Genomic DNA, 22423 nt, shown 5'->3' with positions numbered 1-22423 from the left:
ACTAACGGCTATTCATGCAACAAGAAACCTCACAAGAGAGCTGGCCAGTATTCAAACGCCTGCTCGGCTATGTTCGAGATCGCAAGCTGGGCCTCATTGGCGGCATCATCGGCATGCTGGGTTATGCCGCGGTCGATACCACCTTCGTCTACTCCATCAAGCCGCTTATCGATCAGGGGATTAATGGCAACGATGCCACCGTGCTGAAATGGATGCCCTTCTTCGTGCTCGGCATCGTCGCCCTGCGCGGTCTCGCCAACTTTCTCTCCAACTACTGTATGGCCTGGGTCGGCAACCACGTGGTAATGCGCCTGCAGCAGCAGGTGTTCAATCACATGGTGGCGATGCCGATGAGCTTCTTCGACCGGCAGAACACCGGTCACCTGCTCTCCAAAGTGACCTATGACGCGAGCCAGGTCTCCTCGGCGGCCAGTACCACGCTGGTGACTCTGGTGCGGGAAGGGGCGACCGTCATTGGCCTGCTCGGCCTGATGTTCTATCACTCCTGGCAGCTGTCGGTGATCTTCCTGGTGGTGGGGCCGCTGGTGGGCATCATCATCGGCCTCATCAGCCGTCGTTTTCGCAAGATCAGCCGCCATATCCAGCAGGCGGTCGGAGACATCACCACCTCCACCGAGCAGATGCTCAAGGGGCATAAAGAGGTGCTGATGTTCGGTGGCCAGAAGGTGGAGGAGAAACGCTTCTTCCAGGTCAGCAACAACATGCGCCAGCAGACCATGAAGATGGTGGCGGCGGATGCCATCGGCAGCCCCATTGTCCAGATGGTTGCTTCCATCGCCCTGGCCGCCTTCCTCTATGTGGCCACCATCGACAGCGTGCGCAGCGAGCTGACCGCCGGTACCTTTACCGTCATGATCACCTCCATGATGATGCTGCTCAAGCCGCTGAAAAGCCTGACCGACGTCAACAACCAGTTCCAGCGCGCCATCACCGCCTGCCACAGCCTGTTTGGCCTGCTCGATACCGAGCCGGAGCAAGACTCCGGCACCCGTACTCTGGAGCGTGCCCGCGGCGAAATCGAGTTTCGCAACGTCACCTTTACCTATCCGACCAAGGAGACCCCGGCGCTGCACAACGTCAGCTTCAAGGTGGAGGCGGGTAAATCCGTGGCCCTGGTGGGGCGCTCCGGCTCCGGCAAGAGCACCATTGCCAGCCTGCTGACCCGCTTCTATGACATCGAGCAGGGGGAGATCCTGCTGGACGGCATCAACATCCGCGAGTATCGCCTGAGTGAGCTGCGCAAGCAGTACGCCCTGGTCTCCCAGCATGTTCACCTGTTCAACGACTCGGTGGCCAACAACATCGCCTACGCGGCGGAGGACCGCTACAGCAGCGACGAGATCCGCCAGGCGGCCCGCATCGCCCACGCCGACGAGTTTGTCAGCAAGATGCCGCAAGGTTACGACACTGTGGTCGGTGAGAACGGTGCGTCCCTCTCCGGCGGCCAGCGTCAGCGTATCGCCATCGCCCGCGCCCTGTTGCGCGATGCTCCGGTATTGCTGCTGGACGAGGCGACCTCGGCCCTCGATACCGAATCCGAACGCCATATCCAGGCCGCCATCGACGAGCTGTGCAAGGCGCGCACTTCCCTGGTGATCGCCCACCGCCTCTCCACTATCGAGAAGGCGGACGAGATCCTGGTGATCGACGAGGGTCATATCGTCGAGCGCGGCAACCACGATGCCCTGATGGCCCAGCAAGGCACCTATGCCCAGCTGCGCGCCATCCAGTTTGGCAACCAGGCTGCGGGTCACAAGGAGTGATGGAGCAACTCTGGTATGGCAAAAGCGGTTGGCGCTGGTGGCTGGCTCCTTTTGCCCTGCTGTTTGCCATCATCAGCGGTGCCCGCCGCTACGCCTACCGACGGGGCTGGCGCAAGGCCTATCGGGCCGGCGTTCCCGTCATCGTGGTGGGCAATATATCTGTGGGGGGCAACGGCAAGACCCCGGTGGTGATCTGGCTGGTGGAACAGTTGCAGGCGCGCGGTTTCAAGCCAGGGGTGGTGAGTCGCGGTTATGGCGGCAAGGCGTCCCATTACCCCTACCGGCTCGATGCTGCCAGCACCACGGCGCAGGCTGGCGATGAGCCTGTCCTGATTGCCCGGCGCTGTGGCTGCCCCGTGGTGGTGGCCCCCAAGCGGGCCGATGCGGTCAGGCTGCTCGAGCAAAGTGGCGAGGTGGACATCATCATCACCGATGATGGCCTGCAGCACTATGCGTTGGCCCGCGACATTGAGCTGGTGGTGGTGGATGGCGCGCGCCGATTTGGCAATCGCTGCCTGCTGCCCATGGGGCCGCTGCGCGAACCGGTGACCCGCTTGAAGCGTGTGGATGCCATCATCTGCAATGGTGGCGAGCCGGGCAAAGGGGAGTATCCCATGAGCCTGATCGCCGATGGGCCGCGGCGAGTGCGCGACGATGCCCCGCTTGCCGAGCCCCTGCCGCGCACCGTGGATGCCCTGGCGGGTATCGGCCATCCCCCCCGTTTTTTTGCGACCCTGACCGGGCTTGGCTATGAGCTGCAGCAAAGCGTCGGCTATGCGGATCACCATCCGTTTGATCGCGATGAACTTGTCGCCCGTTTTGGTCAACGCCCCCTGTTGATGACGGAAAAAGATGCGGTCAAATGCCGCCCGTTTGCCCGGGACAACTGGTGGTATCTGCCAGTCAGCGCCCAACTGCCCGCCTCCTTGCTGGACACCTTGCTGCAAAAGCTGGCTCAGGCCAAGTCGGCAACAGTCGCCGCTGCCGGCGCCAGAGAATAAACGGCAGACTTGCTCTGCCCCTGAATGGATTATCACCTTGTCCGGCATCTTCCCTTGCCGGGCAAGGCGCTTGCTCGACACATTGTTTGCCGGGCCTATCTGCTCGACATTGTTGAAGGAGTATCGTTTTGGCATTGGATATCAAATTGCTCGACATCATTGCTTGCCCTGTCTGCAAGGGGAAACTGCAATACAACAAGGCTGTCCATGAGCTGGTCTGTCGCTTCGACAAGCTGGCTTATCCGCTGGAGGAGGGGATCCCCGTGCTGCTGGAAAACCGCGCCCGTCCCCTCAACAGCGACGAGCTGCCATCATGAGCTTCGTGGTCGTGATCCCTGCCCGCTACGCCTCGACCCGCTTGCCGGGCAAGCCGCTGGCGGATATCCATGGCAAGCCCATGGTGCAACATGTGGTGGAGAAGGCGCTGCAATCCGGCGCCGAGCGGGTGATCGTCGCCACCGATGACGAGCGGGTGGCACAGGCGCTGGCACCTGTCGCGGCAGGCATGGGCGCCGAAGTGTGCATGACCTCACCGGATCATCAGTCCGGTACCGAGCGCCTCGCCGAGGTGTGCCGCCACTACGGTTTTGCTGCCGATACCATCATCGTCAACGTTCAGGGGGATGAGCCGCTCATCCCGCCCGCCATCATCCGTCAGGTGGCTGATAACCTGGCCGCTGCGACGGCGCCGATGGCGACCCTCTCCGTGCCCATCAAGGATGCGGAGGAGGCATTCAACCCCAATGCGGTCAAGGTGGTCACCGACAAGGATGGCTACGCCCTCTACTTCAGCCGGGCCAGCATTCCCTGGGATCGGGACCGTTTCGCCCAAAGTCACGAGCAGATTGGTCCGCACTATCAGCGCCACATCGGCATCTACGCCTATCGCGCCGGTTTCATTCAGCGTTATGTGGACTGGGCGCCGAGTGCACTGGAGCAGGTAGAAGCGCTGGAGCAGCTGAGGGTGCTCTGGTACGGCGAGAAGATCCACGTCGCCCAGGCCCTCGAGGCGCCGCCGGTCGGGGTGGATACCCCGGCGGATCTGGAGAAGGTGCGTGCTTTCCTGGCCAGCTGAATGCGTTGCCAGCAAAATGGAAAAACGGTGTCGCGAGACACCGTTTTTTGTTTTGATTATTTATATAATTATTTGATTTAAAACGCCATTAATGCACATTCTCAAACTTTTGGCCTGCGTAGTTTGCCAAAGCGACGAGTTTGGTTATGATGCAAGACGCCCTGTTAACCCTAACCGGGCGGCAATAACGAGATAAGAACGGGGTGTTTGGGTGATAAATGTATTCCTGGTCGATGATCATGAGCTGGTGCGTACAGGGATAAGACGCATTCTGGAAGATGTGCGCGGGATCAAGGTGGTGGGCGAGGCACAGAGCGGGGAAACCGCGGTGGCATTTTGTCGTCAGCACCATCCGGATGTGATCCTGATGGACATGAACATGCCGGGTATTGGCGGCCTGGAGGCGACCCGCAAGATCCTGCGGATCCGCCCCGATGTGCGCATCATAGTGCTGACCATTCATTCAGAAAATCCGTTCCCCACCAAGGTGATGCAGGCGGGGGCCGCCGGTTATCTGACCAAGGGGGCCGCACCTGACGAGATGATCCAGGCGATCCGGCTGGTGCACTCGGGCCAGCGCTACATCTCCCCGGAGATCGCCCAGCAGATGGCCCTCAGCCAGTTTGCCTCGGCGGACGAAAACCCCTTCAAGTCCCTCTCCGAGCGGGAGCTGCAGATTATGATGATGATCACCAAGGGGCAGAAGGTGACCGATATCTCCGAACAGCTCAACCTGAGCCCGAAGACGGTCAACAGCTACCGCTATCGACTGTTTAGCAAGCTGGGCATCAATGGCGATGTGGAGCTGACCCATCTGGCCATTCGCTACGGTATGCTGGATGCCGATACCCTGTAACCGGGTCATGTGTGGTCACAAAGGCGGCGTGTGCCGCCTTTTTGCTTTTTGCCGCCCTGGCGCAGTATGCTCTCCTCGTTGATGTTCACTGCACCTGTTTTCGCCCCTTTGTATTGAGTCGAGTCGCCGATGTCCCTATCTTCCGAGCCCCTCTTTGACAGCAAGGCCTTCTTGCGCGCAGTGACCCACCAGAGCGGCGTCTATCGCATGTACGACAGCGGTGGCATCGTCATCTATGTGGGCAAGGCCAAGGATCTGAAAAAGCGGCTCGCCTCCTACTTTCGGGCCAACGTCGACAGCATCAAGACCCGCACCCTGGTGCGCCAGATCGTCGATATTCAGGTGACGGTGACCCACACCGAGACCGAGGCACTGATCCTCGAGCACAACCTCATCAAGCAGTACCAGCCGCGCTACAACGTGCTGCTGCGCGATGACAAATCCTATCCCTGGATCATCATCACTGCCCATCAGCACCCGCGCATCGGGGTTCATCGTGGTGCCCGCAAGGTGAAGGGGGACTATTTCGGTCCTTACCCCTCCGGCGGGGCGGTGCGCGAGAGCCTGCACCTGATGCAGAAGATTTTTCCGGTACGCCAGTGCGAAGATGCCGTCTATGCCAACCGCACCCGTCCCTGCCTGCTCTACCAGCTCAAACGCTGCGCCGGACCCTGTGTGCCCGGACTGGTGAGTGAGGCTGAATATGCCCAACAGGTGGAGCTGGCCAAATTGTTTTTGGCAGGCAAGAACCAGCAGGTGATAGGCGAGCTGGTAGGCAAGATGGAGTCCGCCAGCGGCGATTTGCGCTTCGAGGAGGCCGCCCGCTACCGGGATCAGATCCAGGCGCTGCGCCGGGTCACCGAGCAGCAATCTGTGAGCGGCAACGTGCTGGACGAGCTCGATGTGGTGGGGGTCGCCTTCGAGCAGGGTTCGGCCTGTATCCACGTGCTCTTCATCCGCCAGGGCAAGGTGCTGGGCTCGCGCAGTTATTTCCCCAAGGTGCCGGGGGATACGCCGCAAGAGGAGGTGGTGCAGGCCTTCTTGCTGCAGTTTTATCTGTCGGGGCAGGGGGGACGGCAGATCCCGAGCGAGGTACTGCTGGATGTGGCCCTTGAGGACGAGGCGCTGATCGCCGAGACCTTAAGCCAGACTGCTGGCTACAAGGTGCGGGTGGTGAGCCGTACCCGCGCCGAGCGGGCCCGCTTCATCAAGCTGGCCGCCATCAATGCCGAGACGGCCCTGCGCTCGCGCCTGGCCCACAAGAGCACCATCACCGCCCGCTTCAACCAGCTTGAGGAGCTGCTGGAGCTGGAGGCCCCCATCGCCCGCATGGAGTGCTTCGATATCTCTCACACCATGGGGGAGCGCACCGTCGCTTCTTGTGTGGTGTTCAACCGGGAGGGGCCTCTCTCTTCCGAATATCGCCGCTTCAATATCGACGGCATCACGGGGGGGGATGACTATGCCGCCATGGAGCAGGCGCTGGAGCGTCGCTTTGGCAAGCCTCAGGAGCCGGACAAGGTGCCTGACATCCTGTTTATCGACGGCGGCCTCGGCCAGTTGCGCCGCGCTGAGGAGATCCTGGCCCGCCAGCTGGAGTTTCTCGGTGGCAAATACCCCTTGCTGGTGGGTATCGCCAAGGGGGTGACCCGCAAGGCAGGGCTGGAGACCCTGATCATGGGGGAGAGCCACGAAGAGCTGCACCTCCCGGCGGATATGCCTGCTCTGCATCTCATCCAGCATATTCGCGATGAATCCCACCGTTTTGCCATCACCGGGCACCGCGCTCGCCGCGCCAAGGCTCGCACCAGCAGCAGCCTGGAGGATATTCCCGGCGTCGGGCCCAAGCGCCGTCAGGCGCTGCTCAAATACCTGGGGGGATTGCAGGAGGTGAAACGGGCGAGCGTTGATGAGCTGGCCAAGGTGCCCGGCATCAGCCAGGAGCTGGCCCAAACCATTCATGATGGCTTGCACTCAGCCTGAGTCTTGAATGAAGCCGCTTATTCGACGGGGCCGACAGCCGGGGAAAATCGCTAACTCCTTGATGCACAAGAGCCGTGACGAAGAGGGGGCGTAAATGCCATAATGACCCCGCATTTCGTGAAGATTGCTGGGTTAACAAGACCAGGACGGGCGCCGCCGCGGTTGCATCGCAAATCGGCTTTGGCGCACTATGTAGCGACGTACAAGAAGTGGCTGAAAATAATGACAAACATACCTAACCTGTTGACGTTTTTCCGGATTTTGCTCATCCCCGTCTTCGTCATCATGTTCTATCTTCCCTACCAGTGGTCCTATCTGGCTGCGGCCATCGTCTTCATCCTGGCGGCCGCCACCGACTGGTTTGATGGTTACCTCGCCCGCAAGCTCAATCAGTCCACTGCCTTTGGTGCTTTTCTTGATCCGGTCGCGGACAAGATCATGGTTGCCGCTGCCCTAGTAGTGATTGTCGAGCATTACAACACTATCTGGGTAACCATCCCCGCCATGACCATGATTGGTCGGGAGATCATCATCTCCGCCCTGCGTGAATGGATGGCGGAGCTGGGCAAACGTTCTGCCGTCGCGGTCAGCTGGATTGGCAAGTGGAAAACCATGATCCAGATGGTGTCGCTCACCGGTCTTATCTGGCAGTACAACGTCTGGATGGTGTGGCTCGCCTATGTGCTGCTATATGTCGCCACCGTGCTTACCTTCTGGTCCATGTTCCAGTACATGAAGGCCGCCTGGGGTGATCTGACCCATCACTCCAGATTTTGAGTCGGTGAGATGGAATGTGCGCTTTCTGGCAATTTGATGGAAGAAATTGGCAAAGGCGCTAAAACTGCTCAAAAAGGGCAAAAAATGCCCGAACGATCAGTTAATTAAATATTTCTGGTTGACTGAGCGAGGAACATCGCTAGAATGCGTCTTCGTAGTCAGGCAGTCAGCCGGACCAATGCGGGAATAGCTCAGTTGGTAGAGCACGACCTTGCCAAGGTCGGGGTCGCGAGTTCGAGTCTCGTTTCCCGCTCCAAATTCAGACAATAGAGAGTCCTCTCTCTTTTGCATGGCGCGTTAGCAAAGCGGTTATGCAGCGGATTGCAAATCCGTTTAGTCCGGTTCGACTCCGGAACGTGCCTCCATATTGACAAGCCCGCGACGCGGACTTGATACCGATTGCGGTGCCCGAGTGGTGAAATCGGTAGACACAAGGGATTTAAAATCCCTCGACGTTCGCGTCGTGCCGGTTCGATTCCGGCCTCGGGCACCATTTAAAATCCTGCCTAGTCAACAGGTTAGCGTCAAACCAAGGCGCTAGAGTGATGAAAGTTGCGGTCAAAACCACCCTATCGAACGTGTAAAAGCGTGAAGGAGTTTTGACGATGGCAAGCGTACAAAAAATTACTGGTAAGCTGAAAACGACCTATCGGGTTCAGATTATGCGCAACGGCCAGCGCATCGGGAAAAGTTTCTCGACCAAGAAAGCCGCCGATTTGTTTCTGGCTCGCATTACTGCAAGTGATGATCTGGCCGAAGCCCTCACCGATGTAAGCCTGAACAGTATCCTTTTTAAGGATGCTGTTTGCTCGTTTCTGGACGAGTACAAAGGCCGTGACCAATCCATAATCCGCCGTTTGACTTGGTGGGCAGATCGCCTAGGTTCTAAGCCAGTGGGCAAGATCACCCGTCAGCACGTCAGAGCAGGGCTAACCGCGCTCGCCAGAGACGAGAAAGCCCCCGCCACCATCAATAGAACCAAAGCATGCCTTTCTAGCTTCTTTAAGTGGTTCAACAAAAAGCACGACACCCGCCATAACCCCTGCCGCGAGATAGAAGGGGAGACAGAAGGCCCAGGCCGCAGCCGTTTCTTGTCTGATGACGAGGTAAGCCGCTTGCTAGAGGCTTGCCAGAGCAGCGCATGGGAGCGCCTGCACCTGATTGTGCATATGGCCCTAGTAACTGGCGCTCGCCGTTCTGAGCTGTTGGGCTTACGCTGGTGCGATCTCGACTTTCAGCGCAAGACAGCAACCCTACACCTCACCAAGAACGGGGAGACCCGTAACCTTGCCCTTACTACGTCCCTAATTGCCGAGCTGATGCAGTGGCGCGAATTGGGGGATCGTTACCTGTTCCCTAGTCCGCACCACCTGAACGAGCCAATGCGCAACTTTGACCGCTTTTGGTATGCCGCGCTTGTAGCTGCCGAGATCAAGGATTTCCGCTTTCACGACCTACGCCATTCTAGCGCCTCAATCATGGCTAAAACTGGCGCGAGCTTGTTAGAGCTGGCCGACCACCTAGGGCATAAGACCATGGCAATGGTTAAGCGTTACGCCCACCTGAGCACCGCGCACAAGGTAGAGAAGGCCGAAAGCACGTTCGGGGATCTGGCACGGAGGGCAGCGAGATGAGCCAGGTAAATTTTGATTACCGATCCGGCATTCTCGAAGCCGCCGACCCTGCAACTGACCGCGAATGGTGTTGGTTCAAGGGAGACAGGTGGATAACCGAGACCCAGCACGGAGAGCACAGGGGAGTGATTGAAGCGCCCACAGGCTCAACAGTGGCCGATATTAAGCGCCTTATCCGTGCCAGAGCAAAGAGAGCTGCCGCACCGTGGCCAGGGGGTAACCCTATGACCTAACCAGCGCAGATCCGCGCCCGTAGAACACCGAACACCCGGCAATGGGGCCGCACTCTATAACCTATGAGGTTATGGGAGGGGGGATCCCTATGTCTGGCTAGCCTAAGCGCTACTGAAAAACCGTGCCATACCGCCAGATCTCGCCAGCTTGTTAGCCCTAAAGATGCTAGCCAGAGAAGAGATCAGCACAAAAGAAAACCCCCGCAACTGCTCGAACAGTTCGGGGGCATGGAACACAACTGATAGAGGGACTATCAATCATGAACACCCGCATTGTAACCAACCGCACACCCGCACAACAAGCAGCGCAGGCCGCCGTCATGGCCTATCGAGCCGGATTTCATCAAGAGGCTGCCATTCTTTGGCAAGCGGCCATTGCTTCATGGTTCAAAAAATAGGCAAACAGACCATTGCGGGAAAGTTTTTTTGATGATGAACAGGGTTCACTGTGCGATTTTTGAGCTCGTTATTTATCAATGAGTTAGCCTTGGTGTGTATACCGTGCGGTATACATAAGTTATTGATTAAGAAGGGCATTTTGATAAACACACCCCTTCCTTTTGTCAATTGTCTGGGTTAGCTTCTGGATCGACTTAGACCGCAGCTTTCACAGATTGACTAGAAACAACCGAGAGGACGCAAACATGAATCATATCGACCTGATTCGCATGAATCAGCAGCTTGAGAATTGGAAGAGCATTTCAGAGTTGGCAGATAGCTATCCCCAGTTCAGTCGCAGCACCCTGAAAACCTTGTTCTGGAAACGAGACGAGCGCCCGGGCTTGAGCCGTTGCGCCCGTATGGTGGGCAAAAAGCTGTTTGTTAACGTCCCAATGTTCGGCTTGTGGCTTGGTGGGCAACTGCCGGAGCAGATGGGGGAATAATGGGTTGTGGCCCTTCCAATCCATCGATAATCCCGCGCCTAGTAGCCTGCCGCGAGGGTAATGGGCAAATCGAGTGCAAAGCAGGCAAAAAAACGCCCCTTCAGCACTAACTGAAAGGGCATTTAGATCAAGAGGCTTGCTCGAACGTTTGACGACAGAGAGCAAGCCAAAAGACAAGGGGAAGATTATCCCATGAATAACCAAAACCCAAGAAAAAACCAGTTTGCGCGTGACATGCTGGCGGCCAATAAAAGCCGGTTCTCTGATAGGGAATTTCACATCCTCAGTCGCATAGCAGAGCGAGACAAATACGAGTATCGCAAAGAATACGAAGCGGCTGATGGCTCTTTGCCTTACCTGCCGAGCTTTGCCCAGAGGGTCGCTGACAAGTTGGCAGCTATTGGCTTGGAGCTGGAGGCGATCCCCGCTAACGATGGCACTTGCCGCAAACTCTATGCACTAAACCCCCTCAAGACTGACCACGCCGCCGCAACCAAGGCCATTCTGGACGGCTTCGGCTTTGGTGTTTATGGGAGTGCCGACCATGAATAAGGCACAGATCCCACGCTTGCCAAGTGGCGAGATTGACGTTTTCCGGCTCAAGATGCGCGACCCCGTGAGGGTTGATTATGCCGCATACGATGCAACCCCAAGTGAGCTGGCCGAGATGGTTTTAGCAGTGGCTAACATTCAGCGCCAGTTGCACGAGCAGCCTTTGGAGGTTGCCGCATGAGCAACGACTTGAACCAAGGCAACGGGACATTTGGCGATCCAGAACACTTGGCACGTTTTAAAAAGCCGAATCAGCAGGAAACGAAACCATCCCGTAAATCCCCACACCTGCCACAGCACGAGGCTGGCAGGATGGCCCGTGAGGTGATGGGAACCACCGAATCAACCCTAGATGACATACTCGCATCGGTAGCCGCCGAGAGTGCCGAGGGGCCGGAGATTGCCCCCGTATCGCTGTTAGAGATGGCCGGAGATCACCCGCTGGCAACTTACGCCCGACAGGTTGCGGACTCTATCCAGATAAGCCGAGATTCGACATTCATGATCGGCTTGGGTTTGACGTCTGCCGTTGTGGGCTCGACCCACAGCGTGAAAACGCCTTGGGATGCAGATTTGCCGCTTGGTTTGTATGTGACAGCAGAGCAACCGCCAGCCGCTGGCAAGTCTGGCGTCATGGCAGCATTTCAAAAGCCATTTAGATCAGCTTTGCGCAGCATGAACGACGCCAGAAACAATGCGCTGGACGCGCTAGAGGCCCAGATTGATGCTGCTGATGACCCCGCACTGAAGGGGGCGCTAGAGGAGCAAATGCAAGGGCAGGCAAAGCCAGTGAGGGGATGGATCAGCAACGCAACGCCGGAGGCACTAGAGAAGGATGCCATTAGCCCAAACGATGGTTTTTTCATGCTCGCCAGTGATGAAATGGGCCTGCTTAACAGCGTTTTCGGCCTGAGCTATGGAAAGGGGGCTCCCGCCAATATGGACGCCGCGCTAAAGGGGTTTGATGGTGGGGCCTATGTATCGGTGAGGGCAACACGGCGAGGCTTTGACGGCGAGGTTCACGGCTCGATCGTCTGCTTTGCGCAACCTGGCAGTATTGAATCTATTATGCTGGCGAGTGGAGGCACTGGGTTAGCCGAGCGTTTTTTGTGGCTTAGTGATGATCACAACCTCGGGAAGCGCGACCACTTGAAACCATGGATCAAGCCGGACGCCGAACAATTCACCCGCATGTGCGAAGAAACCATCAAGCTAATGCCGCTCGTCCCCTCACTGGATAGACTCACGCCGCTGGCAATCCCTGCCGCATTGTTGGGGGACTTGCGCAAGGCCAAGCAAGAGATCGAAAAGGAGTTAGGCGATAGCGGACAGTTTGGCAATGACGCAGTGAGGGGGGCCGCTGGTAAGTTTGATATGCAGGTGATGAAGGTTGCTTCAATCTTGCATGTTAGCCGCAATCTAATGCAGGGGATTGCCGTTCCGCCAAACATAGGGGCCGCTGATTTCAGGATCGCGCTAACCATTTGCCGCGAACTATTAAACCGCTACCGTCTGGCGCTGATAAGCAAGCGGATCATCGGGTTCGGTGCCGAGGCTGATGCAGTTATCAGCTATCTGGAGAGATTCCCGCAGGGTAAAGACATGGAGCAAGCAAAAAACAGCCTACGCTCCAAAGCGGCTTTCAAGGGTAGAGGAACCAAGCAGATCGGCGCGACTATCGAGAAGCTAATAGCCCTAGGGATCGCAATGGTAGAAACAGGGATGACGAAGCGCAAGACGATCCGGCTTGTTTGACCGTAACAACACCGACAGGGGCCTTGTGCCCCTTTTTTATTTCCCGAAAACACACAAAACACACAAAAAAGGGCCGAAACCCAGCAACGGCGCGGCTTTCCGGTTGTGTGTCGGTAACACAGGAATACACAAAACACACAAAATGGGATGCCGGAATTTGTGTGTTTTGTGCCTTTTTGTTTTTTGATACACAGCCCGCAAGGTACGCCACCACTGGGTTTAGCGTGTTTTTTGTGTGTTTTGTGCCTTTTTGGGTTTTCAGCGATCTGAGCAAGCAGATCACCCCCCACTCCTTTCTGGCTAGCCGTTCCTTATCTTCGCCTGCACTAACCCCAGATCATCCATTAAAAACAATAGCTTAACTATGCTTTGGCGTAGATAGGCGGGATTTGCTGTTTTTTACAGACAAAAACAGGCAAAAGCACTGTGTTTTCATACAGGTAAGCGTACAATGGTTGATGATCGGACATCATAACCAGAGAGACAGACCATGACCTATATCACCGAGCAAGCATTCGAAGACGCCAGCAAAGGCTTAGTTATTCATCCCCGAGTTGGCACAAGCGCAAGAGTTGCCGCCTTGTCTAACACCGCCGCCGACCTGATCAAGAAGGCCGCTAAAGTGGTTCATGAGACCCGAGAATCGAAGTTGTTGAGTCCGGGCCAAAAAGCCAAGGCGATCAGCAAGGCGCACAAGTCTTTTGACCAGCAAGCCACAGCCTGTCTCAACTACTTGAACACAGCAGCAGCACAAGAGCAGTCCGACACTGATGCAGCCATTGCCAAGCAGTTTGGCCACAGCATGAGCGATGAGATGGCGTTCTTGTTGGTTCAATCATTGCGCGGTCAGGCGGACGCTAACCAGATTGTGAAGAGCGACTCTCGTTACCTAGCAGCCCTCGACAAAGTACCGGCAGCAGTTGCAGGCCTGACACCTGAGCGCGTAGCAGAGTGGAAGGAGGCCGCCGTTATGTCAGTACCGGAGCTGGCAGAGATGCGCCGCATGAACGCGGCCAATGCTGCGACAGTCGAGCAGATCCATTCCTTGGGTATGGCGTGTGCTGGCTGGATGGCCGCCCAGGTGGACGAGGAAGGGATCGCAGAGTTCGATCGCCTGAGCGCTGGCGAGGTATAAGCATGGCGAAGTTTGAACGTGGCAAGTCAGGTAATCCAGCAGGGCGCCCACGTGGCGCTCTATCACCCGCTAACAAGCTGGTTAAGCAGGCTGCGCCCGAGATTCTGGAAAGCGTCATTGAGCAAGCCAAGGCGGGAGATCTGCAGGCCGCCGCCCTTGTTCTGGCCCGTGGTGTCCCAACCCTGAAAGCAACACAGGAGCCCGTGGAGCTGATCACCGCCGCCGAGTTTGAGCAGATGACGACACCAGAGCGAGCCGAGGCAATCCTAGCCGCTGCCGTATCTGGCAGAATCGCCCCTGACGTAGCCCAGCAGCTTATAACGAGCCTCACCGCCGTGGCAGGTGTGACGGAGTGGGCAGAGCTGGCGCAGCGTGTGGAGGAATTAGAGGCGCTTAAATGAAACGACCACCCCGCACAGCCCTAGCCAAAGTTGCCGCCCAGTTGAGCCGATCCCGACTAACAGATGACTTTGACGAGCTAATGAGTCGACCCAGTAAACCGACCACCCCCGAAGAAGAAGCCGCATTTCAGCGCATCATGCAGGAGCCAGAAGAATGAAAAGCGACCTGATCCCAATCACCTGTTTGTACTTCAAGCAGACCACCGCAGACGACACCAGAACGGGCACATGGGCAAAGCTACCCGAAGCCATACACCCATCGTGGCTGGCCTATGCCGTGAGCTATGAGGCATTTGCAGAGATGGCGCGGCGCAGCCCAACACAAGCGGGACATGTAGCCCTGATGCAATCGCCTTGGGAGACGTACATAGGAGAAGATCCGCAATGAACACCAGCCGCACAGCAATGAGAGGGGAGGCCATAACAGCGTGGAACCGATGGGGGCATAACCGCCCCCGTGCATGGCTGGCAAAGTATCCTCTCGCCGTCTTGTCCGTCCCGCCTGATCATGTGCTTAGGGATTTTACAGCCGAGGCCAAGGAGATGATAAAGCGGCCACGTCCACCCCTAGCCAGCAATGACCCCCGCATGTTCTCCGCCCCTTGATGGGGCTTTCTTTTTGCCCAAAGCATGAAGATGGCGCGTCCCTACGTGAAATTTTCACCAGTAGCAGGGAGATAGCCCCCTAGATTTCAAGCTGTAGCGCCGTATCAAATGTGTAATTGTGTGCAAACCTGCCAAAACAACACATAACCAGAAACAACCGAAAACCACTTGAAACAAGGGGATGCAGCGCTTAATATCTTCACAAGACCGCAGCTCTTGCATTTAAAATCCCTCGACGTTCGCGTCGTGCCGGTTCGATTCCGGCCTCGGGCACCATTAAAATCAAAGACTTACAAAGGCCACTAGCGATAGTGGCCTTTTTGTTTTTCCCCGTGTCTACGTTTGGTCCACACGGAATTTTCCTAACCTACTTCCGGCAGATCTTCGAGCGTCACGTCGAGGTTGATGTTGTTGCAACATGTATCCAACCTTCATGGTCTAAGAGGCGTTGTTGCCCAAATCGATGAAGCTTGAGTGGAACTAACTGAGGACTTGGTGATCTGATCACCACCATCCTCTTCAAGTCTGCATCATGAGCACGTCGCTTCACCCCATCACCAACTGGCCTAAATACAACAAGTCGTTGATTAATCGTGGTTCACTCACCTTCTGGGTTGATGCCGAGGCCATGAGCAACTGGTTTCACCACGACCATCATGGGCGGCGGGGCCGCTGCCAGCTTTACACTGACCAGACCATCTGTACCTTCCTGATGCTCAAGGGGATTTTCAACCTCACTCTGCGGGCCACTCAGGGACTACTCGACTCCCTGTTCGAGCTGATGAATGTGCCGTTGTGCGCACCGGACTATAGCTGTGTCAGCAAGCGAGCACGTACGGTGACAGTGGCCTATCGACAGCCCCCAAAGGGACGCATTACCGACTTGGTTATCGACTCAACCGGGCTGAAGGTGTTTGGTGAAGGCGAGTGGAAGGTCAGAAAACACGGCGCTGAGAAGCGGCGAGTCTGGCGCAAGTTGCATCTGGCAGTAGACCCGGTAACCCACGATATCGTGGCAGCGGAGGTGTCATTGGAAAATGTCCATGATGCCGAGGTGTTGCCGACCTTGCTCAATCCACTGCGGCGCAAGCTGGGACGAGTTTATGCAGATGGCGCCTATGACAGCAAAGCCAGCCATCAGCTTATCTCGCGCAAAGGGGCGACAGCTTGTATCCCGCCTCGCAAGAGCGCGGGGTTATGGAAAAAGGGACACCCAAGAAATGACGCTGTGCTGGTGATGCGCAAGGAAGGGCTGGCGCACTGGAAGAAGATATCGGGGTATCACCGTCGCTCGCTGGCAGAGACGGCGATGTATCGGTTCAAGCAGTTGCTGACGGGGAAAATCAGTCTGCGTAACTACAATGGTCAGGTGGGAGAAGTCATGGCGTATGTCAGCGCCATAAACAAACTGAATACCCTGGAACTACCTGTCAGACAGCCCCGAGTGTAGCGGTCACCCAGGGCAGGCGAAGTCATGACTTTCTGGCTGATTTGGGAAACAACGCCGGTCTAAGACGATGTGGTTTTTTGTTCTCTCAAGCCATATCAGGCAACCTCATGACATACCTGAGGGTATTTAGTGTGTATTGGGGGAAATACCCCAAACCGATGCCAAGCCTTGACCATTCAGCTCTGGCGCTACCTCTTTGCTTTCTCCTACATGTGAGAAGTCTCCCATGCTGATGCAGGAGATGCTCCATCCGATATCGTTGCCACAGGTAAAATTACAAAATGACCTGTGAGAAGAAACTGTGTTTGCCGGTCGATAAATTAGGCATGTACGGCCCGTCTGAAGTATCGCTATGGCGTTAAGGATACTCAGCTCGCACCAAAATGTTTCTCTCTCAAAATAGCTAGGTTAAAACGAGCCGAGGCACGATGCCTTCTGGCTGAAGGGGAAGATGAGTGGTCTAATCATCCCATTACTTCCCTGAAACCATGACATGGTTCACATAATGTGTTTTAGTTATAGCCTACGATGCCCGCTAGCGAATGCTAGTCAGTGGTTTGTATTTTGTGAGGAATGCAATATGTCACTTTTAGTGAAGGATAGATTTGTAGACCGTCATTGACCCGACTTTACCGACTGCGGAGTAGTCGCTCACTTCAGTAATCTATTAGTACTGCTCAAGTACGCGTGTCTTTTTCCAGATCACATACAGCGACAGTTTTTCTGTTGCCTCTTTTGCTATCCTTCCCTTTTATTATTCCTATTCGTTGTCATTCCTCACAGAGGCATAACAATGATCTTGATTAAACAAAATCAAGATATTACTTCCCTCCTGAAAAGTGATGGCAATCTGTCAGTTCGACTAATTGAGGCTGCATATAAAGTTATCGACAAGGTTTCAGTAATTGTTGGACTGGTAAAATTCGAGGGATTATTTTTCAGAAGATATCGAAAAGGGAAACAGATTTATATTTCAGGTTGCACAGAGAGATTGAATTTATCAAGACAGCGGATTGTCCCTTTACTAAAACGAATGGAGAGAAGGAGCTGGGTTAAACAAAAGGAGATTTTTCATTGTGCCATAAGAGGATTTCATAAGTATTCATAAATACTTAACAAAGGAACCATGATCTTCTCGAAGGGAAAAATGATGCCAATTTTTTTACAGTGAAGGAGGCGTGAAAATGTCATCAGAACATCCCGGAGAGCTAAACATCTGCTTAAGGAAGGTATCTATGTCATTGATTTTTATTTTCCAGTTGTACCCATAGGACAGGCCAGCATCCGTATATCGGTTGCTCACAGCCGTGACTAGTTGGACAAGGAAATCGCGGCCTTCACGGCCTTCATTAGAATCAGCGATGAAATGGATATTATCTGAAATTTTCCTTATGGAGTAACATGATGAAAGCACTAAGTAAACTAAAGCCTGAGCAAGGTATTTGGATTGTGGATGCGCCCAAGCCTGAAATGAGCCATAACGATTTGCTGATAAAAATCCGCAAGACGGCTATCTGTGGTACCGATGTACATATTTACAACTGGGACGACTGGTCTCAAAAAACCATCCCAGTTCCCATGATTGTAGGGCATGAGTATGTCGGCGAAGTGGTAGATATAGGTCAGGAAGTTCGTGGCTTCAATATTGGTGACCGCGTTTCAGGAGAAGGACATATTACTTGCGGCCACTGTCGTAATTGTCGCGGAGGTCATCCCCATTTATGTCGAAATACCATCGGAGTTGGAGTTAATAGAGAAGGGGCCTTTGCTGAATATCTGGTGATCCCTGCCTTCAACGCCTTTAAGATTCCTGATGATATCAGTGATGATTTGGCCGCTATATTTGATCCCTTTGGCAATGCTGTGCACACGGCTTTGTCATTCGATCTGGTGGGGGAAGATGTACTGATTAGTGGCGCGGGTCCTATCGGAATTATGGCTGCTGCCGTTTGCCGTCATGTTGGCGCACGCCACGTGGTCATTACGGATATCAACGATTATCGTCTTGAACTGGCAGATAAACTGGGCGCTACTCGTACTGTCAATGTCAACAAAGAGCAACTCGAAGACGTGATGCTCGAGCTTGGTATGACAGAAGGATTCGATGTTGGTTTGGAGATGTCCGGTGTCTCCTCGGCTTTCCATGTCATGTTGGACACCATGAATCACGGTGGAAAAATCGCCATGTTGGGTATCCCCAGTGATGGGATAGCGATTGACTGGAACCAAGTTATTTTCAAAGGTCTAATGCTCAAAGGTATTTACGGCCGTGAGATGTTTGAGACCTGGTACAAAATGGCGAGTTTGATTCAATCGGGATTGAATATTTCTCCCATTATAACTCACCACTATAAAGTGGATGACTTCCAGCAGGGTTTTGATGTCATGCGTTTGGGCCATTCAGGTAAGGTTATTTTAAATTGGAATTAAAAGCATGAGTAAAGTTTAAATGCACTTGTATCATAGGTGCATTTAAACTTTTGGCGATATTGTTGTTGGCCATTTGAAAATCAAACTCATGTCATCATAGTTATACCAAGGATATACTCTTCATTATAGTGTTAAGTGGGTAGGGAGATAGGGTATGCAATCGTTTGAAATTATCATTGATACATTAAATGTTTTTTTATGGGATTATTTTCTGGTAATCGTCCTTTGTGGTGTAGGGATATATTACACAGTCAGACTTAGATTTATCCAGGTGTTACGATTTAAACAAGGCATTTTATTATTGCTGCGAGGCATTTCTCTTTCCGGAGAAAAGGCGGGTAAGGCAGGGATGAGCTCTTTTCAGGCAATTGCAACTGCGGTTGCTGGACAGGTCGGGACGGGGAACTTGGCAGGACCTGCTACCGCAATTATCGCCGGGGGGCCAGGGGCTATATTTTGGATGTGGATATCTTCTCTTCTTGGAATGTCTACTATTTATGCTGAAGCTATCCTTGCTCAAAAATATAAATCTACTGATCGTAATGGACAGTTGGTTGGTGGTCCTGCATATTATATTGAGCAGGGATTGAAAAAGAAATGGCTGGCGGTTATATTTGCCATTCTCAATATTTTGGCACTAGGGTTAGTGGGGAATATGGTTCAGTCTAATTCTATTGCCAACGCTTTCCATAATTCTTTTGGTGTCAGCACATGGGTTGTCGGAATATGTATTGCCATTCTGGTCTCATTAGTAGTGGTTGGTGGTCTGCATTATATAGCTGCACTCAATGAAAAACTTATCCCAATAATGGCATCGCTTTACATCACCGGAGCAATTATTACATTAATAGTCAATTATCAATATGTTTCACAAGCATTCTATTTAATATTCGTTGCTGCATTTTCCCCTCAAGCTGCATTCGGGGGGGGCAATAGGCATATCTATTCAACAGGCTGCTCGCTTTGGGATTGCTCGAGGATTATTTTCTAATGAAGCTGGTATGGGCTCCACACCACATGCCCACGCTGTAGCAAAGGTAAAAAATCCAGAGGACCAAGGATTAATAGCCATGATGGGGGTTTTCACTGTTTGCCTCATTGTGACACTGACTGGTTTGGTTATTATTACCACCGGTTTGAGTTCACTTAATAAAGAGGGACTTCCTTTATCAGAACTTCTTTCCTTCATAGGTGAAAAAGGAACCGGTATAACAGTTACACAAAATGCCTATGAACAAACGTTTGGGTACTGGGGGAATATTTTCATATCTGTTTCATTGCTGTTTTTTGCATTTTCAACCATTATTGGATGGTATTATTATGCGGAGACAAATGTTCGTTATTTATGCAGTTCTGTACGCTGGTTAAGGTGTTTGAAAATCTTGGTGATATTATGTGTCTTTGGTGCTTCGTTATTTAACGTGGATTTGGTCTGGAACATGGTTGATGCTTTTAATGGGTTGATGGTTATACCTAATATAATTGCGCTGTTAATTCTATCGCCTATCGTTATTGAATACACTCAAAAACATGTTTACCGATAATAATATGACACCAACTGACTGGACAGCAGTAAACTAAAAATCATGAGTATCTACTGTTAACTCGTGTTGATGTTCTGGTCGGCATCAAAAAATAATATCCCCAGCCACGAGCACGGTTAATATTGGAGCATTTTGACAAGTATAACAAGGACGTTCAGTTTATTTACCGCATTCATATATACGTGATAACTTCCCTCACCTGATCGTTGTATTTTCGTAGAGAAACTTTCCCGGTTCTCATCTCTTTGAATCCAAATATTGTTTTCTCCGCCAGTAAACGACTGCGTTACCATGGACATTTTCAAAAGAGACTTCCAGTGCAACGATATCGATATCTTGGGTCGCGGGATCAACGACCAGAGAGCAACTTGTGCCAGCATCACTGTTGCCCGACACCGTGTTTTCTGAGCTTCCACTCGCTCTGACCACACACCTTGAGCCCGGTCAAGTAGGATAGCCAGGCTGGGGATTTCTCTTGGGCTGGCTGATTACAGACCACCTTCATCGTGCGAACCCGTTTGCTGACGCTGCCATAATGGACAGTGGCACACTCATCTGTTCGAACAGGGAGTCGAGTACTGTTTGGTCTGCTCACAGGAAATGATTAAAAATGTCCCTGAGCATTGGGAGACGACAAGTTGGCTGTGGTCCTGTCGTTCGTGATGCTTGGATGTCATGATAATTATCCCAGTACAAGAAAAACGATATAAGCGATAGGTGATATAGGACAAATAGAGCTAGATAAACTCTTTTGACAGTGATGTAGATCGCAAAACGGGTTACCGCAATGACCTATTTTGTTTTTCGTGCCAGAGGTTACTGAACTTAATCATCTATTTTAATCACGCCTTTGGGGAGTGTGTTATGTTGTTTACGTTGGTTGATAGCATTATCCGACTTTATCATTGACTCCTCACATTATGCTGCGGTGCAGCATGTCATCTAACTCTTCCTCAGCGGAATAGTTACGTCTGTATTTTATTAGCTCCATTATTTTCTACTATTCATCTCTCACTTTTGAGTTGTGCCGTTCTACGCCCGGTTCAGGGGCGTTTTTACCTTGATGCTGGAGGGACGCTTTGCCATGGGTAATGATGCGTATGATGTGATTATTATCGGCGGTGGCCCGGGCGGGTTAAGTGCTGCGATTTATTCATCACGCGCCAGATTAAAAACGCTGGTGGTGGAGGAAAAACGAAAACCAGGAGGGCAGTGTTCAACAACCGATACTCTGGAAAATTATCCAGGAGTAATTAAAGTAGGTGGTTCGGAATTAATGGATAATTTTACCGAACACGCCCGTCATTTTGGCACCGAGTTTATTCAGGGGCGCGTCCAATCCCTGATGCTGAGTGAAGATGGGTTGCAGAAAACGGTGCAATTAACAGATGGGAATGTGTTAACGGCGAAAAGCGTCGTCATTGCCACTGGCACGCGTCCCCGAGTATTGGGGATCCCCGGCGAGAAAGAGTTTGCCGGGCGTGGCGTCTCTTACTGCGCAACCTGCGACGCCGATTTTTACACCGACCTTGATGTTGTCGTGGTGGGCTCCGGCAATACGGCGGTCGAGGAGTCTGTCTTTCTTACTCGTTACGTTAACTCGCTGATGATGATTGTGATCCACGATGAAGGTCACCTTGACGCCGACCGGATCGTGTGTGAACAGGCTTATACCAACGAAAAAATTACCTTCCTCTGGAACAGTACGGTAATGGCGATTACCGGTGATGATCTGGTCGACGCCGTCGAAGTAAAAAACGTTAAAACCGGGGAATGTTCGCAGATTGCGACCAACGGTGTCTTTATGTTTGTCGGCACAGTGCCGCAGACTGACTGGTTGTCGCCGCTCAAAGAGGCGCTACCACTGACCAGGGCGGGCTATATCGATGTTAACGCACAGCAGGAAACGCGTTTGCCCGGTGTATTTGCCGTCGGTGATGTCTGCAATAAATTCCTTCGCCAGGTGGTTACCGCTGCGGGCGAGGGGGCATCCGCTGCCGTCGCCGCGAGCCAGTATCTCGAACAAGAAACCTTCTGGCAGCAGCATGTGCTGAGCAGCCCATTCAAAATACTGGTGCTGTTCTGGTCGCCGACAGTGCCGCAGAGCGTGCAGATGATGATGCAGCTTGAGCATGACATCGACAATCATCCTGACTGGCGATTGGTTCCGGTCGATTCCTACAAAAATCAAAGATTAGCGATGCGTTATGGCGTGACCGAGCTGCCTACGCTGTTGTGCTTGCACCAAGGTGAAGAGTTCCGACGACGCATCGTACAGCCAGATGAATTGCTAACTACTGCCATTTTTGCGGAGTGATCCCCC

21 protein-coding genes and 3 tRNA genes are annotated in these 22423 nt (G+C 53.4%); all 24 read left to right on the top strand.

Annotated elements, in window-relative coordinates; all coding sequences use genetic code 11:
• Nucleotides 1-14 precede the first annotated feature (14 nt).
• A complete protein-coding gene (msbA, locus tag I6L37_RS18025; RefSeq protein ID WP_216992587.1) occupies nucleotides 15-1784 on the top strand; it encodes a lipid A ABC transporter ATP-binding protein/permease MsbA in 1770 nt (589 codons plus the stop codon).
• Nucleotides 1781-2785: a tetraacyldisaccharide 4'-kinase gene (gene lpxK / locus I6L37_RS18020; RefSeq protein ID WP_216992586.1), complete on the top strand. Its 1005-nt coding sequence runs from the start codon at nucleotides 1781-1783 to the stop codon at nucleotides 2783-2785. Before msbA ends, lpxK begins: the two co-directional genes overlap by 4 nt.
• 128 nt (nucleotides 2786-2913) lie before the next feature.
• Complete coding sequence (locus tag I6L37_RS18015; protein WP_026457119.1) at nucleotides 2914-3102, top strand: Trm112 family protein; 189 nt, start codon at nucleotides 2914-2916, stop codon at nucleotides 3100-3102.
• Entirely contained in the window at nucleotides 3099-3860 is a 762-nt protein-coding gene (gene kdsB / locus I6L37_RS18010; protein WP_042028670.1) for a 3-deoxy-manno-octulosonate cytidylyltransferase, read from the top strand. The genes I6L37_RS18015 and kdsB overlap by 4 nt, the downstream gene beginning before the upstream one ends.
• Nucleotides 3861-4071: 211 nt before the next feature.
• Entirely contained in the window at nucleotides 4072-4716 is a 645-nt protein-coding gene (gene uvrY, locus I6L37_RS18005) for a UvrY/SirA/GacA family response regulator transcription factor (protein WP_026457117.1), read from the top strand.
• 129 nt (nucleotides 4717-4845) lie between these two features.
• The gene (gene uvrC / locus I6L37_RS18000; RefSeq protein ID WP_216992585.1) at nucleotides 4846-6699 is read left to right on the top strand and encodes an excinuclease ABC subunit UvrC; all 1854 of its coding nucleotides are present in this window, start codon (nucleotides 4846-4848) and stop codon (nucleotides 6697-6699) included.
• Nucleotides 6700-6921: 222 nt separating this feature from the next.
• Nucleotides 6922-7476 (top strand): CDP-diacylglycerol--glycerol-3-phosphate 3-phosphatidyltransferase, encoded by a 555-nt coding sequence (pgsA, locus tag I6L37_RS17995; protein ID WP_026457115.1) that lies wholly within the window; start codon nucleotides 6922-6924, stop codon nucleotides 7474-7476.
• Between the two features lie 180 nt (nucleotides 7477-7656).
• A tRNA-Gly gene (locus I6L37_RS17990) sits at nucleotides 7657-7732 on the top strand.
• 35 nt (nucleotides 7733-7767) lie between these two features.
• Nucleotides 7768-7841, top strand: a tRNA-Cys gene (locus tag I6L37_RS17985).
• Nucleotides 7842-7882: 41 nt separating this feature from the next.
• Nucleotides 7883-7969, top strand: a tRNA-Leu gene (locus I6L37_RS17980).
• A gap of 112 nt (nucleotides 7970-8081) precedes the next feature.
• Nucleotides 8082-9110 (top strand): site-specific integrase, encoded by a 1029-nt coding sequence (locus I6L37_RS17975; RefSeq protein WP_216992584.1) that lies wholly within the window; start codon nucleotides 8082-8084, stop codon nucleotides 9108-9110.
• 493 nt (nucleotides 9111-9603) lie between these two features.
• Complete coding sequence (locus tag I6L37_RS17970) at nucleotides 9604-9741, top strand: hypothetical protein (RefSeq protein ID WP_216992583.1); 138 nt, start codon at nucleotides 9604-9606, stop codon at nucleotides 9739-9741.
• A gap of 246 nt (nucleotides 9742-9987) precedes the next feature.
• Nucleotides 9988-10227, top strand: a complete 240-nt coding sequence (locus I6L37_RS17965; protein ID WP_199428770.1) for a hypothetical protein — start codon at nucleotides 9988-9990, stop codon at nucleotides 10225-10227.
• Between the two features lie 192 nt (nucleotides 10228-10419).
• Nucleotides 10420-10779, top strand: coding sequence for a hypothetical protein (locus I6L37_RS17960; RefSeq protein WP_216992582.1), 360 nt, complete (start codon nucleotides 10420-10422; stop codon nucleotides 10777-10779).
• Nucleotides 10772-10960: a hypothetical protein gene (locus tag I6L37_RS17955; RefSeq protein WP_216992581.1), complete on the top strand. Its 189-nt coding sequence runs from the start codon at nucleotides 10772-10774 to the stop codon at nucleotides 10958-10960. The genes I6L37_RS17960 and I6L37_RS17955 overlap by 8 nt, the downstream gene beginning before the upstream one ends.
• Nucleotides 10957-12534, top strand: coding sequence for a DUF3987 domain-containing protein (locus tag I6L37_RS17950; protein ID WP_216992580.1), 1578 nt, complete (start codon nucleotides 10957-10959; stop codon nucleotides 12532-12534). Before I6L37_RS17955 ends, I6L37_RS17950 begins: the two co-directional genes overlap by 4 nt.
• A 490-nt stretch (nucleotides 12535-13024) precedes the next feature.
• Nucleotides 13025-13669 carry a hypothetical protein gene (locus I6L37_RS17945; RefSeq protein WP_216992579.1) on the top strand — a complete coding sequence of 215 codons (645 nt, stop codon included), beginning with the start codon at nucleotides 13025-13027 and terminating at the stop codon, nucleotides 13667-13669.
• 2 nt (nucleotides 13670-13671) lie between these two features.
• On the top strand, nucleotides 13672-14070 hold the full coding sequence (locus tag I6L37_RS17940) for a hypothetical protein (RefSeq protein WP_216992578.1): 399 nt from the start codon (nucleotides 13672-13674) through the stop codon (nucleotides 14068-14070).
• A 154-nt stretch (nucleotides 14071-14224) separates the two neighbouring features.
• Nucleotides 14225-14458 (top strand): hypothetical protein, encoded by a 234-nt coding sequence (locus tag I6L37_RS17935; protein WP_182925707.1) that lies wholly within the window; start codon nucleotides 14225-14227, stop codon nucleotides 14456-14458.
• A gap of 750 nt (nucleotides 14459-15208) precedes the next feature.
• Nucleotides 15209-16126 carry an IS5 family transposase gene (locus I6L37_RS17930; protein WP_216992193.1) on the top strand — a complete coding sequence of 306 codons (918 nt, stop codon included), beginning with the start codon at nucleotides 15209-15211 and terminating at the stop codon, nucleotides 16124-16126.
• Between the two features lie 1404 nt (nucleotides 16127-17530).
• Nucleotides 17531-18556, top strand: a complete 1026-nt coding sequence (tdh, locus tag I6L37_RS17925; protein WP_216994201.1) for an L-threonine 3-dehydrogenase — start codon at nucleotides 17531-17533, stop codon at nucleotides 18554-18556.
• A gap of 154 nt (nucleotides 18557-18710) precedes the next feature.
• On the top strand, nucleotides 18711-19547 hold the full coding sequence (locus tag I6L37_RS17920; protein WP_216992577.1) for a sodium:alanine symporter family protein: 837 nt from the start codon (nucleotides 18711-18713) through the stop codon (nucleotides 19545-19547).
• A gap of 10 nt (nucleotides 19548-19557) precedes the next feature.
• A complete protein-coding gene (locus tag I6L37_RS17915; protein WP_367948769.1) occupies nucleotides 19558-20100 on the top strand; it encodes an alanine:cation symporter family protein in 543 nt (180 codons plus the stop codon).
• 1063 nt (nucleotides 20101-21163) lie between these two features.
• Nucleotides 21164-22417 (top strand): FAD-dependent oxidoreductase, encoded by a 1254-nt coding sequence (locus tag I6L37_RS17910; RefSeq protein WP_216992575.1) that lies wholly within the window; start codon nucleotides 21164-21166, stop codon nucleotides 22415-22417.
• Nucleotides 22418-22423 lie beyond the last annotated feature (6 nt).

Source organism: Aeromonas sp. FDAARGOS 1407 (assembly GCF_019048725.1).
Classification (GTDB): domain Bacteria; phylum Pseudomonadota; class Gammaproteobacteria; order Enterobacterales; family Aeromonadaceae; genus Aeromonas; species Aeromonas enteropelogenes.
The sequence above is the reverse complement of the archived record's forward strand: the minus strand, read 5'-3'. Positions and strand labels throughout refer to the sequence as shown.

Coding starts and splice junctions, on each gene's coding strand:
- msbA (WP_216992587.1), top strand. CDS start 15: ATGCAACAAGAAACCTCACAAGAGAGCTGGCCAGTATTCAAACGCCTG.
- I6L37_RS17970 (WP_216992583.1), top strand. CDS start 9,604: ATGAACACCCGCATTGTAACCAACCGCACACCCGCACAACAAGCAGCG.
- I6L37_RS17940 (WP_216992578.1), top strand. CDS start 13,672: ATGGCGAAGTTTGAACGTGGCAAGTCAGGTAATCCAGCAGGGCGCCCA.
- kdsB (WP_042028670.1), top strand. CDS start 3,099: ATGAGCTTCGTGGTCGTGATCCCTGCCCGCTACGCCTCGACCCGCTTG.
- tdh (WP_216994201.1), top strand. CDS start 17,531: ATGAAAGCACTAAGTAAACTAAAGCCTGAGCAAGGTATTTGGATTGTG.
- pgsA (WP_026457115.1), top strand. CDS start 6,922: ATGACAAACATACCTAACCTGTTGACGTTTTTCCGGATTTTGCTCATC.
- I6L37_RS17955 (WP_216992581.1), top strand. CDS start 10,772: ATGAATAAGGCACAGATCCCACGCTTGCCAAGTGGCGAGATTGACGTT.
- I6L37_RS17975 (WP_216992584.1), top strand. CDS start 8,082: ATGGCAAGCGTACAAAAAATTACTGGTAAGCTGAAAACGACCTATCGG.
- I6L37_RS17920 (WP_216992577.1), top strand. CDS start 18,711: ATGCAATCGTTTGAAATTATCATTGATACATTAAATGTTTTTTTATGG.
- I6L37_RS17950 (WP_216992580.1), top strand. CDS start 10,957: ATGAGCAACGACTTGAACCAAGGCAACGGGACATTTGGCGATCCAGAA.
- I6L37_RS17915 (WP_367948769.1), top strand. CDS start 19,558: ATGGGCTCCACACCACATGCCCACGCTGTAGCAAAGGTAAAAAATCCA.
- I6L37_RS17960 (WP_216992582.1), top strand. CDS start 10,420: ATGAATAACCAAAACCCAAGAAAAAACCAGTTTGCGCGTGACATGCTG.
- uvrC (WP_216992585.1), top strand. CDS start 4,846: ATGTCCCTATCTTCCGAGCCCCTCTTTGACAGCAAGGCCTTCTTGCGC.
- I6L37_RS17935 (WP_182925707.1), top strand. CDS start 14,225: ATGAAAAGCGACCTGATCCCAATCACCTGTTTGTACTTCAAGCAGACC.
- I6L37_RS17910 (WP_216992575.1), top strand. CDS start 21,164: ATGCTGGAGGGACGCTTTGCCATGGGTAATGATGCGTATGATGTGATT.
- I6L37_RS17930 (WP_216992193.1), top strand. CDS start 15,209: ATGAGCACGTCGCTTCACCCCATCACCAACTGGCCTAAATACAACAAG.
- I6L37_RS17945 (WP_216992579.1), top strand. CDS start 13,025: ATGACCTATATCACCGAGCAAGCATTCGAAGACGCCAGCAAAGGCTTA.
- I6L37_RS17965 (WP_199428770.1), top strand. CDS start 9,988: ATGAATCATATCGACCTGATTCGCATGAATCAGCAGCTTGAGAATTGG.